Raw genomic sequence first — 16,587 nt, 5'->3', positions numbered from 1 at the left:
CACTATGCAATGGGAAGTTGTGATCGGGCTGGAGATTCATACCCAGCTCGCCACCCAATCGAAGATTTTCTCCGGTAGCGCCACCACGTTCGGCTCTGAGCCGAACACCCAGGCCAGCCTGGTCGACCTGGGCATGCCTGGCGTACTGCCGGTGCTGAACCAGGAAGCGGTGCGCATGGCGGTGATGTTCGGCCTGGCGATTGACGCCGAGATCGGCCAGCACAACGTGTTCGCGCGCAAGAACTACTTCTACCCGGACCTGCCCAAGGGCTACCAGATCAGCCAGATGGAACTGCCGATCGTCGGCAAGGGCCACCTGGACATCCCGCTGGAAGACGGCACCATCAAGCGCGTCGGCGTAACCCGTGCGCACCTGGAAGAAGATGCCGGCAAGAGCCTGCACGAAGAATTCCCAGGCGCCACCGGTATCGACCTGAACCGTGCCGGTACGCCGCTGCTGGAAATCGTCTCCGAGCCGGACATGCGCAGCGCCAAGGAAGCCGTGGCCTACGTCAAGACCATCCACGCGCTGGTGCGTTACCTGGGCATTTGCGACGGCAACATGGCCGAAGGCTCGCTGCGTTGCGACTGCAACGTGTCGATCCGTCCAAAGGGCCAAGCCGAGTACGGCACTCGCTGCGAGATCAAGAACGTCAACTCGTTCCGCTTCATCGAGAAGGCGATCAACAGCGAAGTGCGTCGCCAGATCGAGCTGATCGAAGACGGCGGCAAGGTCATCCAGCAGACGCGCCTGTACGACCCGAACAAAGACGAAACCCGCGCCATGCGCAGCAAAGAGGAAGCCAACGACTATCGTTACTTCCCCGACCCGGACCTGTTGCCGGTGGTCATCGAGGACTCGTTCCTCAATGACGTGCGCGCCACCCTGCCGGAACTGCCGCAGCAGAAACGCGAGCGCTTCCAGGCGCAGTTCGGCCTGTCGGTCTACGATGCCAGCGTGCTGGCCTCCAGCCGTGAGCAAGCCAACTACTTCGAAAAAGTCGTGAGCATTGCCGGCGACGCCAAACTGGCGGCCAACTGGGTGATGGTTGAGCTGGGCAGTCTGTTGAACAAACAGGGCCTGGAAATCGACGAAGCCCCGGTCACCGCCGAGCAGTTGGGCGGCATGCTGCTGCGCATCAAGGACAACACCATCTCCGGCAAGATCGCCAAGACCGTGTTCGAAGCCATGGCCGCAGGCGAAGGCAGCGCGGACGAGATCATCGAGAAGCGTGGCCTCAAGCAAGTCACCGACAGCGGCGCGATTTCGGCCGTATTGGATGAAATGCTCGCGGCCAACGCCGAGCAGGTCGAGCAATACCGTGCGGCAGACGAGGCCAAGCGCGGCAAGATGTTCGGCTTCTTTGTGGGCCAGGCGATGAAAGCCTCCAAGGGCAAGGCCAACCCGCAGCAGGTGAACGAATTGCTGAAAAGCAAGCTCGAAGGCTGACCAGCACACGCGCCCCTTCGGGGGCGCACTTTTTCGGGGACACCTTGCATGAAGCGTCTACTCGGCCTCCTGGCCTTGTTCTCCCTGTTGGCCGGCTGCGCCAGCGGCGTCATCAACCCCAACGGCTACGACGAAACCGGCACCGCCTCCTATTACGGCGCCCGGCACCATGGCAAAAAGACCGCCAGCGGTGAACCCTTCAACCAGAACGCCCTGACCGCCGCCCACCGGCAATTGCCGTTCGGCACCCAGGTCAAGGTCACCAATCTCGACAACGACAAATCCGTGGTTGTCCGCATCAATGATCGCGGCCCGCATACCCGTGGGCGCCTGATCGATCTTTCACGCAAGGCAGCCGAGCAGCTGGGTATGATCAGCAGCGGTACGGCGCGAGTGCGCGTACAAGCGCTAAGCAACTAAACGGAGCCCAGGCCATTTTCGGATTAACCGCCCTCTCGCCCTGGAGCCTGCTGGAATTGGTCAGCGGTCTGGTGCTGCTGATCATCGGCGCCGAAATCCTGGTGCGCGCCGCCGTGCGCCTGGCCGCGAGCCTCAAGGTGCGACCGCTGATCATCGGCCTGACAATCGTCGCCTTCGGCAGCAGCGCGCCGCAGATGACCGTCAGCCTGCAAGCCACCCTGGCCGGCAACACCGATATCGCCGTGGGCAGTGTGATCGGCAGCAGCATCTTCAATATCCTGGTGACCCTGGGCCTGTCGGCGCTGATCATTCCGCTGCGGGTCTCACGCCAACTGGTGCGCCTGGATATTCCGGTGATGATCCTGGCCGGGCTGCTGGTGTTCACCCTCGCCGCCAACGAAGAACTCACGCCGCTTGATGGCTTGCTGTTGCTGGTTGCCTTGGTCGCGTACCTCGGCGTACTGCATTACCAGACGCGCCATTCCCGCCGCCCACGCACATTGGACACCGTGGCCCGCGCGCCCTGGCTTAGCAGCGTGTTGCTGATGCTCGGCGGGCTGCTGATCCTGGTGCTGGCCGGCCATTTGTTGTTGGGCGCGGCGGTGGATGTGGCGAGCGACCTGGGCCTGTCGGAACGTGTGATCGGCCTGACTTTGATTGGCGTCGGCACCTCGCTGCCATGCCTGGCGACCTCGTTGATCGCCGCCCTGCGCGGCGAGCGGGACATCGCCGTGGGCAACGTGATTGGCAGCAACCTGTTTAACCTGCTGGGCGTATTGGGCCTGACTGCCCTGCTCGCGCCCTCGCCGCTGTCGGTATCGCCCAATGCCCTGGACTTCGACCTGCCGGTGATGCTCGGCGTGGTGGTGCTGTGCCTGCCGGTGTTCTACACCGGCTACCGGGTGACCCGCGCCGAAGGCCTGGTGCTGCTGGGCCTGTACCTGGCGTACGGGCTGCATGTAATGGCGTTCACCACGGGCATGCCCCTGGCCACCAAGCTTGAAAACCTGATGCTGTATTACGTCCTGCCAGTGCTGGTGGCTTTTCTGTTGTTCAGCACGCTGCGAGCCTGGCGCCGTCAACACAAGAGGGAATCGCAATGACCGATCAGAAAAAGCCCGGGGTTGAGATGCGTCGCCAGGTCATGGGCGATGTGTTCGTCGACCGCGCCCTGGGCAATGCCACCGAGTTCACCCAGCCGCTGCAGGATTTCGTCAACGAGCACGCCTGGGGCAGTGTGTGGAACCGCGAAGGCTTGCCGCTGAAAACCCGCAGCCTGATCACCCTCGCCGCCCTGACCGCGCTCAAGTGCCCGCAGGAGCTCAAAGGCCATGTGCGCGGCGCGCTGAACAATGGCTGTACCGTGGAAGAGATCCGCGAGGCGCTGCTGCATTGCGCGGTGTATGCCGGTGTGCCGGCGGCGATTGATGCGTTCCGCGCGGCGCAGGAAGTGATCGACACCTACCAGAAAGAAGGCTAGATCCAGCCGCCGGCCTGCAACACGAAGATTCCGATATTCGTGGTCACCGCCGCCATCAAGGTGGTGATCACGATAATCGCCGCCGCCAGCTCATGATTACCCTCGGCCGCCCTGGCCATCACAAAACTGGCAGCTGCGGTCGGCGCACCGAAGTACAGGAACAGAATCCCCAGCTCCGGCCCGCGAAAGCCCAGCAACCACGCGCCCAAGGTCGCCGCCACCGGCAGCCAGACCATCTTCATCAAACTCGCGCTCAGCGCCCTATTGCCGCTCTTGCGCAACGCTGCCAGGGACAAGGTGCCGCCAATGCAGATCAGGGCCAACGGCAAGGTGGTATCGGCCAGATACTGCATGGATTTTTCCAACCAGCCAGGCAGGCCAATCTGAAAATAAGCGAACGGCGCCGCCACGATCACGCTGATAATCAGCGGGTTGGCCACCACACTTTTGCAGATGCTCCACGGATCGGACTTGATCACCGGGCTGTACACCGCCAGCACGATGGTCGACAGCGTGTTGTAGAACAGGATCACCAGCGCCGCGAGAATCGCACCAAGGGAAATCCCATAGTCACCGTACATGCTGGCCGCCAGCGCCAAGCCAATCACGCCGTTGTTGCCGCGAAACGCGCCCTGGGTGTAGATGCCCCGGTCTTCACGCGGGCAACGAAAGATCGCCCAGCCCCAGGCCAGGGCGAAGCTGAGCAAGGTCGCAACCGCAAAGTAGATCAGCAGCCCCGGTTTGAGCGCCGAGTGCAGGTCGGCATGCAAGATACCGAGGAACAGCAGCGCCGGCATGGTGACGTTGAACACCAGGGACGAGGCCGTGTGGATGAAATTGTCGTTGATCCAGTTGATGCGCTTGAGCAACACCCCCAGGAAAAGCATGGCAAACACCGGCGCGGTGATGGTCAGGGTCGTGAGGAAAATTGCCAGCATGCCGGGGAGAACCTTGGTGAGCGTCGTTAGGTGGCTAATGATAAGCCAGTGTAGGCCGCTTCGTCTGGTCTAGCGCTTGTGGCGAGGGAGCTTGCTCCCGCTGGGGCGCGCAGCGGCCCTAAAAACAGGCCTGCTGCGCAGTCCAGCGGGAGCAAGCTCCCTCGCCACAGGTTATTGCGGGTTCAGGTAATCGGCGCAGGGTTGAACAGGGTGATGTCGTTATGCAGCTTGTGATGCTCCGCCCACGTCTGCTTCCTGCCACTGGCTACATCCAGGTAGAAGTGAAACAACTCCCAGCCCAGTTCCTCGATGCTCGCCCGTCCCGTGGCAATACGCCCCGCGTCGATATCGATCAAGTCCGGCCAACGCTGCGCCAGCTCCGTACGCGTCGAGACCTTCACCACCGGCGCCATCGCCAGCCCATACGGCGTACCACGCCCGGTGGTGAACACATGCAGGTTCATCCCCGCCGCCAGTTGCAAGGTGCCGCATACAAAGTCACTGGCTGGCGTGGCGCAAAAAATCAGGCCTTTGCCCTTGAAACGCTCGCCTGGGCCGAGCACGCCGTTGATTGCGCTGCTGCCGGATTTGACGATGGAGCCCAGGGACTTCTCGACAATGTTCGACAACCCGCCCTTCTTGTTGCCGGGCGTAGTGTTGGCGCTGCGATCCGCCTCGCCCTTGGCCAGGTAACGGTCATACCAGTCCATTTCGCGGACCAGCTCCTGGGCAACTTCCTTGCTTTGCGCGCGAGACGTCAGCAGGTAGATGGCATCGCGGACTTCAGTGACTTCGGAAAACATCACCGTCGCGCCGGCCCGCAACAGCAAATCCGAGGCATAGCCCAGCGCCGGGTTGGCGGTGATGCCGGAAAATGCATCACTGCCGCCACACTGCATGCCCAGGATCAGCTCGGACGCCGGCACGGTTTCCCGGCGGCGCTGGTCGAGTTTCTTCAGGCGCGTCTCGGCCAGTTCCATGATCTGCTCGATCATCTCGGTAAAGCCGTGGCTGGAATCCTGCAGCCGATACAGCCAGGGCTCACTCAGGTCAACCGAGCTGTCGTTGTCGTGCATCACCTGCCCGGCCTGCAATTTCTCGCAACCCAGACTGATGACCAGGGCTTCGCCGCCCAGGTTCGGGTTGCGCGCCAGGTTGCGCACCGTGCGGATCGGTATGTAGGCATCGGTGGCGGTGATCGCCACGCCGCAGCCGTAGCTGTGGGTCAGCGCCACCACGTCGTCGACGTGCGGATACTTGGGCAGTAATTCGTCCTTGATGCGCTTGACCGCATGGTCCAGCACGCCGGTGACGCATTGCACCGTGGTGGTGATGCCGAGGATATTGCGCGTACCCACCGTGCCATCCGCGTTGCGGTAACCCTCGAAGGTAAAACCTTCCAACGGCGCCTGGGCCTCAGGCACCTCGGTGGACAGTGGCAAGCTGTCCAACGGCGGCGCGGTGGGCATGCGCAGTTGATCCTCCTGCACCCAACTGCCGCGCGGGATCGGTGCCAAGGCGTAACCGATGGTCTGGCCGTAGCGAATAATCTGACCGCCTTCGGGGATGTCTTCCAGGGTCACCTTGTGGCTCTGCGGGATGAAATCCACGGTCACCAGGCCGTCCGGGAATTCGGTCCCGGCCGGAACGCCCTGGTCATTGACCACGATCACCACGTTGTCGCGTTCGTGCAAACGAATCGAGCGCGGCGAGTCGGCATGTTCAATCAACTGCATCACACGGCCCCTCAGGAATGCGCTTCGGTTAGGTTGGTCAACTCTGGCCCTTTGGTAGGCGGCTCTTTGAGGACTACACGTTTGATCGGCCCAACGATGACCAGGTAGCTGAACACCGCCACCAGCGCATTGGCGCCGACGAACACCAAGGCCCATTTGAACGAACCGGTGGTGCTGATGATGTAGCCAATAACGATCGGCGTGGTAATCGACGCGAGGTTACCGAATGTATTGAACAGGCCACCACTGAGGCCGGCGATTTGTTTCGGCGAGGTGTCGGACACCACCGCCCAACCCAGTGCGCCAACGCCTTTACCGAAGAAGGCCAAGGCCATGAAGCCCACCACCATCCATTCGATATCCACATAGTTACAGGCCACGATGCTGCTGGAGATCAGCAGGCCACCAATGATCGGCGCTTTACGGGCGAAGGTCAGGGAATGACCTTTGCGTAGCAGGTAATCGGAAATCACCCCGCCGAGCACGCCACCGATAAACCCGCAGATCGCCGGCAACGAGGCGATGAAGCCGGCCTTGAGGATGGTCATTCCACGGTCCTGCACCAGGTACACCGGGAACCAGGTCAGGAAGAAGTAGGTGATGCCATTGATGCAATACTGGCCCAGGTACACGCCGAGCATCATGCGGTTGGTCAGCAACTGGCGGATGTAATCCCACTTCGGCCCGTCGGTTTTCTTACCCTTGCCTTTGTCCTGATCCATATCGACCATCGCGCCATTGGCGGCGATGTGATTGAACTCAGCTTCGTTGATCAGCGGGTGCTGGCGCGGGCTGTGGATAACTTTCAACCAGATCCCCGAGAAGACGATGCCGATCACACCCATCACGATAAACACGTGCTGCCAGCCGAAGCGGTAGACGATCCAGCCCATCAACGGCGCGAACAGCACGGTGGCGAAGTATTGCGCCGAGTTGAAGATCGCTGAAGCTGTGCCGCGTTCAGCGGTAGGAAACCACGCCGCGACAATACGGGCATTTCCGGGAAACGAAGGCGCTTCGGCCAGGCCAACCATAAAGCGCAGCATAAACAGCGCAACCACGGCGGTGGAGACACCAAACTCACCGACATAGCCTTGCAGCACAGTGAACAGTGACCAGGTGAAGATGCTCAGGGCATAGACTTTCTTGGAACCGAACCGGTCCAGCAGCCAGCCACCGGGAATTTGCCCGGCCACGTAGGCCCAACCGAATGCAGAGAAGATATAACCGAGGGTGACCGCGTCGATACCGAGGTCTTTTTGCAGGCTGGAGCCCGCGATGGCGATGGTGGCCCGGTCGGCGTAGTTGATCGTGGTCACCAGGAACAGCATGAGCAGGATCAAATAGCGGACGTGGGTCGGCTTGGTCGCTTGCATGTAGAAGTACTCCCACTAATTATTTTTTTTGCGGGTAATGGTTTTCTGTTTTCAGTGTGGGACCGGCAGGCATCCGGCCCCACAAGGTGTTGCGCGTTACGAACCGATGTAGCTGGTCTTCACCACGGTGTAGAACTCTTGCGCATAGCGACCTTGCTCGCGCGAACCATAGGATGAGCCCTTACGGCCACCGAACGGAACGTGGTAATCCACACCGGCGGTCGGCAGGTTGACCATCACCATCCCGGCCTGGGAGTGGCGCTTGAAGTGGTTGGCGTACTTGAGCGAGGTAGTGGCAATGCCCGCCGACAAACCGAACTCGGTGTCGTTGGCCATGGCCAGCGCCGCTTCGTAATCCGCCACGCGCACCACGTTGGCCACCGGCCCGAAGATCTCTTCACGGCTAATGCGCATGGCCGCTTCGCTGTCGGCAAACAGCGTTGGAGCCAGGTAGTAGCCTTCGGTGTCACACGTCACCAGGCCGCCACCGCTGACCAACCGCGCACCTTCGCTTTGGCCGATGTCGATGTACTTGAGGTCTTGATCCAACTGCGCCTGGGAAACCACGGGGCCGATATCGGTGCCGCTTTTCAAGGCGTGGCCGACTTTGATCGACTTCATGCGTTCGGCCATGGCCGCGACGAACTGGTCATGGATACCGGCGGTGACAATCAAGCGGCTGGAAGCGGTGCAACGCTGGCCGGTGGAGTAAAACGCGCTCTGCACCGACAACTCGACGGCCTGCTTGAGGTCGGCGTCGTCGAGGATGATCTGTGGATTCTTGCCGCCCATTTCCAACTGCACTTTGGCCTGACGCGACACGCAGCTGACAGCGATCTGACGACCGACACCCACAGAACCGGTGAAGCTGATGCCATCGACTTTCGGGCTATTGACCAGCACGTCGCCGACCACACGACCGCTGCCCATCACCAGGTTGAACACGCCAGCCGGGAAGCCAGCGCGGGAGATGATTTCGGCCAGGGCCCAGGCGCAGCCCGGTACCAGCTCGGCGGGCTTGATCACCACGCAGTTGCCGTAGGCCAGGGCCGGGGCGATTTTCCAGGCGGGGATGGCAATCGGGAAGTTCCACGGTGTGATCAGGCCAACCACACCCAGGGCTTCACGGGTGACTTCGACGTTGACGCCCGGACGAACCGACGGTACGTAGTCGCCAGACAGGCGCAGGCATTCACCCGCAAAGAACTTGAAGATGTTACCGGCGCGGGTCACTTCACCGATGGCTTCGGGCAGGGTCTTGCCCTCTTCACGGGCCAGCAGGGTGCCGAGTTCTTCGCGGCGGGCGAGGATTTCGCTGCCGACTTTATCCAAAGAATCATGGCGAGCCTGGATCCCGGAAGTGGACCAGGCCGGGAATGCGGCGCGGGCTGCGTCGATGGCGGCGCTAACTTGGGCAACATCCGCCTTCGCGTATTCGCCAATGACATCGGACAACTCCGACGGGTTGAGGTTGACGCAATAGTCGGCACCGGCCACCCATTGGCCATTGATGTAGTTGTCAAAACGTTGGGCTTGGGACACGAATCTTCTCCTGACGCAAAAGGCCGCTGATCTCTCAGCGGCCTTGTAGATGGGTTATTGCGCGCCTTGCTTGTCGATCAGCGCGGCCAGGGCTTCATATTCTTCCGGCAACAGGTCGGTCAGCGGCGTGCGCACCGGGCCTGCGTCGTAGCCGGCGATTTTTGCACCGGCCTTGACGATGCTCACGGCATACCCGGCCTTGCGGTTACGGATGTCCAGGTACGGCAGGAAGAAGTCGTCGATGATCTTGGAAACGGTGGCGTGATCGTCCTTGGCAATCGCGTGGTAGAAGTCCATCGCGGTTTTCGGGATGAAGTTGAACACCGCCGAGGAGTACACCGGCACCCCCAGGGCCTTGTAGGCAGCGGCGTAAACCTCTGCCGTCGGCAGGCCGCCGAGGTAGCTGAAACGATCACCGAGGCGGCGACGGATCGACACCATCAACTCGATATCACCCAGGCCATCCTTGTAGCCGATCAGGTTCGGGCAGCGCTCGGCCAGGCGTTCCAGCAGCGGCGCGGTCAGGCGGCAGACGTTGCGGTTGTAGACCACCACACCGATCTTGACCGATTTGCACACGGCTTCAACGTGGGCGGCAACGCCGTCCTGGCTGGCTTCGGTGAGGTAGTGCGGCAGCAGCAGCAGGCCTTTGGCGCCGAGGCGCTCGGCTTCCTGGGCGTATTCGATGGCTTGGCGGGTCGAACCGCCGACACCGGCCAGGATCGGCACGCTGGTGGCGCAGGTATCAACGGCGGTTTTCACCACTTGGGAATATTCGCTGGCGGCGAGGGAGAAAAACTCACCGGTACCGCCGGCCGCGAACAAGGCGGTGGCGCCGTACGGGGCCAGCCATTCCAGGCGCTTGATGTAGCCCGCCTGGTGGAAGTCACCCTGGGCGTTGAAATCGGTCACCGGGAAAGACAGCAGACCGTGGGAAAGGATGGACTTCAGTTCTTGTGGATTCATTATTCGAACACCCTGGGCGAAGACTTTCTGTCGAAAGGTTGTTGTTGGTTTTGGTGATGTCGTACGTCATCGTACAACTATAAAAAGATTCGTCAACTGCAATTCATCAGACTTCATTGTGGGCGCTGTGGATGCGCGCCTTCTTGACGTAGGAATTTTTTCCTCTATGCTCGATTTGACTGTATATACATACAGTTATTGCGGAAGATTCCTACGACATAGCAAGGAGCTAACATGTCAGGTCTTGAACTCGCGACACCCGAAAAAACCCCACCGACTCTGCGCTTCGAAGGCGGTGAACACACTGCCATCGGCGATGAAACCCTGTTGCGCTTCGCCAAGGACGCTCCGGCGATTCCCGCCCATCAAGTCGAGCTGCACCTGCCCAACGGGCTGGCGCTGACCTATGGCCAAGTGATCGCCCTGGGCGGCGACTTCTATGGCATCCCCGGCCAACCAATCAGCGATGGCGCCTCCCCTGCCGACCGCGTGCAACGCTTTACCGCCGCCTTCAACAGCCTGGCAGTACTGCCCACCTCACGGGAGGAAGCGCACAAGATCCTCGCGGTGATGCAAAAGGAGATCACTGCGGTCAAGCAGGCGATCAAGGACGGAAAACAGGCCCATGAAGCCTATGACGCCTTGGGTGATACGTTGTCCGAGGAATGGAACCGCATCACTGGCGGCGGCAGCGCAGTTTCGGCGCTGATTCCGTTGGGACGTTACCTGAAACTGGCGGCGGACAATGCCGACCATTTCGGTGAATGGGCGCTGTCAGCCTACCTGGCGGGGCACACGGCAGCACTGCAACAAGCCGTCGTGGCGCACCAGACCGGCACCGACCAGGCGCTGGAACTGGCGTATGCGATGAACAGTTTTGCTGATCACTTTTTGACCGACCTGTTCTCGGCCGGCCATTTGCGTGTACCGCGCAAACAACTGGCAGCGGTGGTGACACCGGGTGAACTGGGCTCGCTGATCAGCCGCTTCATGCACGACGAAGACAGCAAGTTCGGGCTCAAGGTGCGCAATGCCCTGGGCGATCAGTGGCACGCCTATGGGGACAAGCGCTACTTCGACGCGATTGATGCGGACAATCGGGTGCAGGTCAAACGTGCCGTGCAGGCTTCGGCGGATGAAATTTTCGAAACTTTCATCAGCGGTATCGCGCCCTCCCCGGCCAATTTCAAGGCGCCGTTATATGTGCCGGACCTGAATGCGGCGCAGAACCCGGCGAATAATTTTTCGCCGCTGTTCAAGGCGGAGGGAGACAAGGTGCTGCGCCGCAAGGAGGTGAATGACCTGAACGACAAGCACTGGACGAATGATTGGTGGGGGTGGAGTACGTATTTGTTGTTGAAGGACTACAAGCCGAATAGCCCGCAACTTTGAGGTGACCATAACCCCATGTGTGCAATCGCACACATGGGCGCCGTTCGTCGCTACTGTTAATTCTGACAGTATCAACACTGCACTCGCTGACAGTAGCTTGGACATGGTTGGGGCATAGCCCTGCAGCACCCAAAGGTGCAATCCACGTTTGCTACTCACTCATTCAAAAGTCAACGAGGTACATCATGGCTAGCAAAAAAAAGATCAGCGTCAAAGCTCACCCCAAAAAAAACCATGGGGAGAACGCATGCGTTGCCGTTGAAGAGATAATCATGGTGGGGGATCACGCTCAATTCGATGGCGGGCCGGAATTCACGCTAACAAAAAAGGTATTCCAGTACGACGCAAATGACGCAGTCCAGGGCATTGATTTGTATTTTGATTAAACCGTTTCACAGTCGAACGCTACTACCCCCGCTGCGCCTGCGCCTCTTCATGGGCATGGCGCAGCCGCTCCCGACTATTGGTCAGATGCAACCGCATCGCCGCCCGCGCCGCGTCCGAATCCTGACGTGCAATCGCTTCGTAAATCTCTTCATGCTCACGACTCAAGCGCCCCATGTAGTGCTGCTGGTCATCATGGGCCAGGCGCGCCGAATTCAGGCGGGTGCGCGGAATGATGCTGGTGCCCAGGTGCGTCATGATATCGGTGAAGTAGCGGTTGCCGGTGGACAGGGCAATTTCCAGGTGGAATGCAAAGTCGGAGGCCACCGCATCGCCGGCGTGGGCCGCGCTTTCATTCAAGGCATCGAGCGCCGCGCGCATGGCGGCCAGTTGTTCGTCGCTGCGGCGCAACGCAGCTAATCCTGCAGACTCGACTTCCAGGCTGATCCGCAGCTCCAGGATCGCCAGCACATCACGCAGGGTCACCACGGTGGCCGGGTCGATGCGGAAACCGCTCGGGCTCGGCGTATCCAGCACAAAGGTGCCGATACCATGACGGGTCTCGACCTGCCCTGCCGCCTGCAAGCGTGAAATGGCTTCACGCACCACCGTGCGACTGACCCCATGGGCTTCCATGATCGCCGACTCGGTGGGCAACTTGTCGCCCCGCTTGAGTTGGCCGTCGCGGATCTGCTCGGACAACACCGTGACCAATTCCTGGGCAAGGCTGCGGCGCTTGCGGGGAAGACGAGGGGCGGTGTTGGCGTTTTCCATGATGGATCATCTTTCTCGGTGAGCTTGAGCACGCATCATAGCCCATGGTGGTTGTACGATCACCGTCCAGGCGCGACTTTCATCCTTATCCTTCGCGCAAAAAAATACCCCGACACAGGTCGAGGCATTTTCTCAGCGCATCCCGAGAGGGACGCGCGTTATTTCACCACTTTCAGGCTCGGCCGGCCGCTGGGGCGCGGTGGCTCGGAATCCGGTGGCGGCAGGTCATCGCCATCTTCGTTTTCGATCGTTTCGTCATCCTCGAAAGGCGACTCCAGATCGAACACCATGCCTTGGCCGTTCTCCCGGGCATAGATGCCGAGGATGGCGCCAATCGGCACGAACAGCGTATGCGGCACGCCGCCGAAACGCCCTTCGAAGCTCACGGCTTCGTTGTCCATGTGCAGGTGGCGCACGGCACTCGGCGATACGTTCAACACAATCTGCCCATCACTGGCAAAACCTTCCGGCACCTGAACCGCAGGAAATTCGGAATTGACCAGCATGTGCGGGGTGCAATCGTTGTCCACAATCCACTCATAGAGCGCGCGGACCAAGTAGGGTCGACTGGAGTTCATCAGCGGCTCCTTAAGCCTTAGCGCATATCGCGTTCGACACCAGACAGACTCGCCTGGAAAGCCTCACGCGCAAACTGGCGCTCCATGTAATCAAGCAGCGGCTTGGCAGGCCGCGGCAGTTCAATACCGAGAATCGGCAAACGCCAGAGTATCGGTAATAGGCAGCAATCCACCAAGCTTTGTTCCTCACTGAGGAAAAAAGGCTTATCGGCGAACAACGGCGAAACGCCGGTCAGGCTCTCGCGCAATTCCTTACGCGCCTGTACCCGAACGGCTTCTTTTGTACGCGAATCCAGAATCACATCCACCAGCCCGCACCAGTCACGCTGGATCCGATGGATCAGCAGGCGGCTGTTGGCACGCGCCACCGGGTACACCGGCAGCAAAGGCGGATGCGGGTAACGCTCATCCAGGTATTCCATCACCACGGTCGACTCCCACAACGCCAGGTCACGATCGACCAGGGTGGGCAAGCTGCCGTAAGGGTTCACTTCGATCAGTTTCGGTGGGTGACGACCCGCCTCCACACTGATGATCTCGGCGCTGACACCCTTCTCTGCGAGCACGATGCGCACTCGGTGGGAATAGTGGTCGGCGGGGTCGGAGTAACAGGCCAACCGATTGGTCACGCCCATGGCGGTCCTCCTCGCTTGTTGAAATTATCGAAAGCTCAAAAACGAGCGCGCCCAGAGAGCATCCCTGTAACAACCGGTTAAACCAGGTCGCTACGTATTCAGAGATGCCGCTGGGCGCGCAAGATTAACAGCAATTGCTTACGGTTGGATCAATGCACATCCTTCCAGTATTCGCGTTTGAGCAGGTAGGCGAATACGAAGAAGAACGCCAGGTACAGCAGCACATAGGTACCAATGCGCTGATGCTCCAGTTTGACCGGGTTGGCCGAGTAGGCCAGGAAGGTCACGAGGTTCTTGACCTTCTCGTCGAACTGCTCGTCTGTCAACGAACCTGGGGTTTCTATCTTCAGTTGATCGCACGCTTCATGAGTCAACGGCGTGCCGGTCAACGGATCGTATTGCTTCTTGCCGTCTTCAACGACCTGGATCTGCTTGCATCCTACCACTTGCTTGCCTTGCAGGCCGACCAGAACGTTAGGCATGCCGACGTTCGGGAACACACGGTTGTTCACGCCATACGGACGCGCCGGGTCTTCGTAGAAGGATTTCAGGTAACCATAGAGCCAGTCGGTGCCGCGTACACGAGCCACCAGGGTCAAGTCTGGCGGTGCGGCGCCGAACCAGGTCTTGGCGTCCGCAGGCTTCATGCCGATGGTCATGTGGTCGCCGATCTTGGCGCCGGTGAACACCAGTTTTTCCAGCATCATTTCATGGGGGATACCGAGGTCATCGGCCACCCGCTCGTAACGCTGGAACTTGGCGCTGTGGCAGCCCATGCAGTAGTTGGCGAAGGTGCGTGCGCCGTCCTGCATGGCAGCCTTGTCCGACACGTCGATATCGACTTTTTCCAGTTCCGGTCCGCCGTGCTCGGCAGCGAAGGACAGTAGCGGCAAGGCCGCAAGCATCAATGCAACGAATAACTTTTTCATCAGCCAGTCACCCTTTCCGGAACCGGTTTGGTCTTCTCGAGCCGGGTGTAGAACGGCATCAGAATGAAGTAGGCGAAGTACAGGAAGGTGCAGACCTGCGACAGCAACGTACGCTCAGGAGTCGGCGCCAATACGCCCAGCACACCCAGGATCACGAAGGAGATGCAGAACACCCACAGCCAGATCTTGCTCAGCCAGCCCTTGTACCGCATGGACTTGACCGGGCTTCGGTCGAGCCAAGGCAACACGAACAGCACCGCGATAGCCGCACCCATGGCGATCACGCCCATGAGCTTGTCGGGGATCGCCCGCAAGATCGCGTAGAACGGCGTGAAGTACCAGACCGGGGCAATGTGCTCAGGGGTCTTGAAGGCGTTGGCCTGTTCGAAGTTGGGTTTCTCCAGGAAATAACCACCCATCTCCGGGAAAAAGAACACGATCGAGCAGAACACGAACAGGAACACCACCACGCCGACAATGTCTTTCACGGTGTAGTAAGGGTGGAACGGAATGCCATCCAGCGGGATGCCGTTTTCGTCCTTGTGCTTCTTGATGTCCACGCCATCCGGGTTGTTGGAACCCACTTCGTGCAGCGCCAGGATGTGCAGTACCACCAGGCCCAGGATCACGATCGGCAAGGCCACCACGTGCAGGGCGAAGAAGCGGTTCAGGGTGATGCCCGAGATCAGGTAGTCACCACGGATCCACTGGGTCAGGTCGTTGCCGATCACCGGAATGGCACCGAACAGCGAGATGATCACCTGGGCGCCCCAGTACGACATCTGGCCCCACGGCAGCAGGTAACCCATGAAGGCTTCGGCCATCAACGCCAGGTAGATCAGCATGCCGAACACCCACACCAGCTCGCGGGGCTTCTGGTACGAGCCGTAGAGCAGGCCACGGAACATGTGCAGGTAGACGACGATAAAGAACGCTGACGCGCCGGTGGAATGCAGCAGGCGCAGGATCGAGCCGTACTCGACATCACGCATGATGTACTCGACGGAGGCGAATGCCTCTTCCGCCGACGGGGTGTAGCTCATGGTCAGCCACACACCGGTGACGATCTGGTTGACCAGCACCAGCAATGCCAGGGAGCCAAAGAAGTAGAAGAAGTTGAAGTTTTTTGGCGCGTAATATTTGCTGAGATGGTCTTCCCACATTTTAGTGGCGGGGAAGCGCGCATCCACCCAATCCATGAACTTGCTCATCACGCGTTCTCCTTATCGAGGCCAATGACAATGATGTCGTCAGATTCGTAGTTGTGCGGAGGAACCGGCAGGTTCAACGGAGCAGGCTGGGACTTGTAGACGCGGCCAGCAAGGTCGTAGTGGGAGCCGTGGCAGGGGCAGAAATAACCGCCGACCCAATCCTTGCCCAAATCGACAGGGGCCACTTCCGGGCGGAAGGTAGGCGAGCAACCCAAGTGGGTACAGAGACCGACCAGCAGCAGGATCTCTGGCTTGATCGAACGCACTTCGTTCTTGGCGTAGGCGGGTTGGTCGGACTTCTCGGATTTGGGGTCAGACAACTGGCCTTCGATCTTTTTGAGATTCCCCAGGATTTCCTCAGTACGACGAACAATGAAGACCGGCTGGCCGCGCCATTCAGCAATCATCTGCTGCCCTGGCTCGATCTTGCTGATATTCACCTTCACCGGTGCACCTGCGGCTTTCGCCTTGGCACTGGGAAACCATGACCCCACGAACGGGACCGCAGCCCCCACCGCTCCTGCAGCACCCACCACGGATGTGGCTGCTACCAAGAAGCGACGCCGGCCTGCATTCACGCCGTCATTGCTCATTCAGTCCTCTCCCATCAGCTTTTTGGCCTGTTAAATCAGGCGTCTACTAAGTGTTGAATCTTTACTTATAAAAATTTTGCCGAATGGTAATGAAAAGCCCCACGTCTGACAAGGGAATTGCCGGGAGCTCAGCCTCCAGGCCTTGTAGTATAGGGGGTCTACGGATGTGGCAAGTTGTCACGG

17 protein-coding genes are annotated in these 16,587 nt (G+C 60.0%); 6 read left to right on the top strand and 11 right to left on the bottom strand.

Annotated features, from left to right (window positions below):
* Positions 1-4 precede the first annotated feature (4 nt).
* Genes gatB through HX823_RS09755 form a run of 4 tightly spaced genes read left to right on the top strand, consistent with a single transcriptional unit; the run spans position 5 to position 3,350 of the window.
* Positions 5-1,450 (top strand): Asp-tRNA(Asn)/Glu-tRNA(Gln) amidotransferase subunit GatB, encoded by a 1,446-nt coding sequence (gene gatB, locus HX823_RS09770; protein ID WP_133074655.1) that lies wholly within the window; start codon positions 5-7, stop codon positions 1,448-1,450.
* Between the two features lie 48 nt (positions 1,451-1,498).
* Positions 1,499-1,870, top strand: coding sequence for a septal ring lytic transglycosylase RlpA family protein (locus HX823_RS09765; protein WP_016976221.1), 372 nt, complete (start codon positions 1,499-1,501; stop codon positions 1,868-1,870).
* A 47-nt stretch (positions 1,871-1,917) separates the two neighbouring features.
* A complete protein-coding gene (locus HX823_RS09760; RefSeq protein ID WP_177074855.1) occupies positions 1,918-2,973 on the top strand; it encodes a calcium/sodium antiporter in 1,056 nt (351 codons plus the stop codon).
* Positions 2,970-3,350 (top strand): carboxymuconolactone decarboxylase family protein, encoded by a 381-nt coding sequence (locus HX823_RS09755; protein ID WP_017530104.1) that lies wholly within the window; start codon positions 2,970-2,972, stop codon positions 3,348-3,350. Before HX823_RS09760 ends, HX823_RS09755 begins: the two co-directional genes overlap by 4 nt.
* Here the strand turns inward: HX823_RS09755 and HX823_RS09750 are convergent.
* The 5 genes from HX823_RS09750 to kdgD form a co-directional block, all read right to left on the bottom strand.
* Positions 3,347-4,288 (bottom strand): AEC family transporter, encoded by a 942-nt coding sequence (locus HX823_RS09750; protein WP_033899317.1) that lies wholly within the window; start codon positions 4,286-4,288, stop codon positions 3,347-3,349. The genes HX823_RS09755 and HX823_RS09750 overlap by 4 nt on opposite strands.
* Before the next feature lie 182 nt (positions 4,289-4,470).
* Positions 4,471-6,024 (bottom strand): galactarate dehydratase, encoded by a 1,554-nt coding sequence (gene garD / locus HX823_RS09745; RefSeq protein ID WP_133074657.1) that lies wholly within the window; start codon positions 6,022-6,024, stop codon positions 4,471-4,473.
* Positions 6,025-6,035: 11 nt separating this feature from the next.
* Entirely contained in the window at positions 6,036-7,400 is a 1,365-nt protein-coding gene (locus HX823_RS09740) for an MFS transporter (protein WP_177074766.1), read from the bottom strand.
* Positions 7,401-7,496: 96 nt separating this feature from the next.
* Complete coding sequence (locus HX823_RS09735; protein ID WP_038844913.1) at positions 7,497-8,942, bottom strand: aldehyde dehydrogenase family protein; 1,446 nt, start codon at positions 8,940-8,942, stop codon at positions 7,497-7,499.
* Between the two features lie 54 nt (positions 8,943-8,996).
* Positions 8,997-9,908: a 5-dehydro-4-deoxyglucarate dehydratase gene (gene kdgD / locus HX823_RS09730; RefSeq protein ID WP_016976228.1), complete on the bottom strand. Its 912-nt coding sequence runs from the start codon at positions 9,906-9,908 to the stop codon at positions 8,997-8,999.
* Positions 9,909-10,142: 234 nt separating this feature from the next.
* On the opposite strand from kdgD, the gene HX823_RS09725 reads away from it, so the two are divergent.
* Entirely contained in the window at positions 10,143-11,300 is a 1,158-nt protein-coding gene (locus tag HX823_RS09725; protein ID WP_177074765.1) for a phospholipase, read from the top strand.
* A gap of 185 nt (positions 11,301-11,485) precedes the next feature.
* Positions 11,486-11,686: a hypothetical protein gene (locus HX823_RS09720; protein WP_133074660.1), complete on the top strand. Its 201-nt coding sequence runs from the start codon at positions 11,486-11,488 to the stop codon at positions 11,684-11,686.
* 22 nt (positions 11,687-11,708) lie between these two features.
* Here the strand turns inward: HX823_RS09720 and HX823_RS09715 are convergent, their stop codons facing one another.
* From HX823_RS09715 to petA, 6 genes are all read right to left on the bottom strand, one after another.
* Positions 11,709-12,458, bottom strand: coding sequence for a FadR/GntR family transcriptional regulator (locus HX823_RS09715; RefSeq protein ID WP_038844908.1), 750 nt, complete (start codon positions 12,456-12,458; stop codon positions 11,709-11,711).
* A 158-nt stretch (positions 12,459-12,616) separates the two neighbouring features.
* A complete protein-coding gene (locus HX823_RS09710; protein ID WP_038844907.1) occupies positions 12,617-13,036 on the bottom strand; it encodes a ClpXP protease specificity-enhancing factor in 420 nt (139 codons plus the stop codon).
* 17 nt (positions 13,037-13,053) lie between these two features.
* A complete protein-coding gene (locus tag HX823_RS09705; RefSeq protein ID WP_033899297.1) occupies positions 13,054-13,671 on the bottom strand; it encodes a glutathione S-transferase N-terminal domain-containing protein in 618 nt (205 codons plus the stop codon).
* A gap of 149 nt (positions 13,672-13,820) precedes the next feature.
* Positions 13,821-14,600, bottom strand: a complete 780-nt coding sequence (locus HX823_RS09700) for a cytochrome c1 (protein ID WP_010213166.1) — start codon at positions 14,598-14,600, stop codon at positions 13,821-13,823.
* Positions 14,600-15,811 carry a cytochrome bc complex cytochrome b subunit gene (locus HX823_RS09695; protein ID WP_003188526.1) on the bottom strand — a complete coding sequence of 404 codons (1,212 nt, stop codon included), beginning with the start codon at positions 15,809-15,811 and terminating at the stop codon, positions 14,600-14,602. Before HX823_RS09695 ends, HX823_RS09700 begins: the two co-directional genes overlap by 1 nt.
* Positions 15,811-16,404, bottom strand: a complete 594-nt coding sequence (petA, locus tag HX823_RS09690; protein WP_038844905.1) for a ubiquinol-cytochrome c reductase iron-sulfur subunit — start codon at positions 16,402-16,404, stop codon at positions 15,811-15,813. The genes HX823_RS09695 and petA overlap by 1 nt, the downstream gene beginning before the upstream one ends.
* Positions 16,405-16,587: the final 183 nt, after the last annotated feature.

It is taken from the genome of Pseudomonas sp. P7759, from assembly GCF_013386445.1.
GTDB classification, from domain to species: Bacteria; Pseudomonadota; Gammaproteobacteria; order Pseudomonadales; family Pseudomonadaceae; genus Aquipseudomonas; species Aquipseudomonas azotoformans_A.
Note: the sequence above shows the minus strand (reverse complement) of the source record. Positions and strands in the feature narration are given on the sequence as shown.

Excerpts from the sequence above, each read along its gene's own strand:
- gatB (WP_133074655.1), top strand. The coding sequence starts at position 5 with ATGCAATGGGAAGTTGTGATCGGGCTGGAGATTCATACCCAGCTCGCC.
- HX823_RS09765 (WP_016976221.1), top strand. The coding sequence starts at position 1,499 with ATGAAGCGTCTACTCGGCCTCCTGGCCTTGTTCTCCCTGTTGGCCGGC.
- HX823_RS09755 (WP_017530104.1), top strand. The coding sequence starts at position 2,970 with ATGACCGATCAGAAAAAGCCCGGGGTTGAGATGCGTCGCCAGGTCATG.
- HX823_RS09750 (WP_033899317.1), bottom strand. The coding sequence starts at position 4,288 with ATGCTGGCAATTTTCCTCACGACCCTGACCATCACCGCGCCGGTGTTT.
- garD (WP_133074657.1), bottom strand. The coding sequence starts at position 6,024 with ATGCAGTTGATTGAACATGCCGACTCGCCGCGCTCGATTCGTTTGCAC.
- HX823_RS09740 (WP_177074766.1), bottom strand. The coding sequence starts at position 7,400 with ATGCAAGCGACCAAGCCGACCCACGTCCGCTATTTGATCCTGCTCATG.
- kdgD (WP_016976228.1), bottom strand. The coding sequence starts at position 9,908 with ATGAATCCACAAGAACTGAAGTCCATCCTTTCCCACGGTCTGCTGTCT.
- HX823_RS09725 (WP_177074765.1), top strand. The coding sequence starts at position 10,143 with ATGTCAGGTCTTGAACTCGCGACACCCGAAAAAACCCCACCGACTCTG.
- HX823_RS09720 (WP_133074660.1), top strand. The coding sequence starts at position 11,486 with ATGGCTAGCAAAAAAAAGATCAGCGTCAAAGCTCACCCCAAAAAAAAC.
- HX823_RS09715 (WP_038844908.1), bottom strand. The coding sequence starts at position 12,458 with ATGGAAAACGCCAACACCGCCCCTCGTCTTCCCCGCAAGCGCCGCAGC.
- HX823_RS09710 (WP_038844907.1), bottom strand. The coding sequence starts at position 13,036 with ATGAACTCCAGTCGACCCTACTTGGTCCGCGCGCTCTATGAGTGGATT.
- HX823_RS09705 (WP_033899297.1), bottom strand. The coding sequence starts at position 13,671 with ATGGGCGTGACCAATCGGTTGGCCTGTTACTCCGACCCCGCCGACCAC.
- HX823_RS09700 (WP_010213166.1), bottom strand. The coding sequence starts at position 14,600 with ATGAAAAAGTTATTCGTTGCATTGATGCTTGCGGCCTTGCCGCTACTG.
- HX823_RS09695 (WP_003188526.1), bottom strand. The coding sequence starts at position 15,811 with ATGAGCAAGTTCATGGATTGGGTGGATGCGCGCTTCCCCGCCACTAAA.
- petA (WP_038844905.1), bottom strand. The coding sequence starts at position 16,404 with ATGAGCAATGACGGCGTGAATGCAGGCCGGCGTCGCTTCTTGGTAGCA.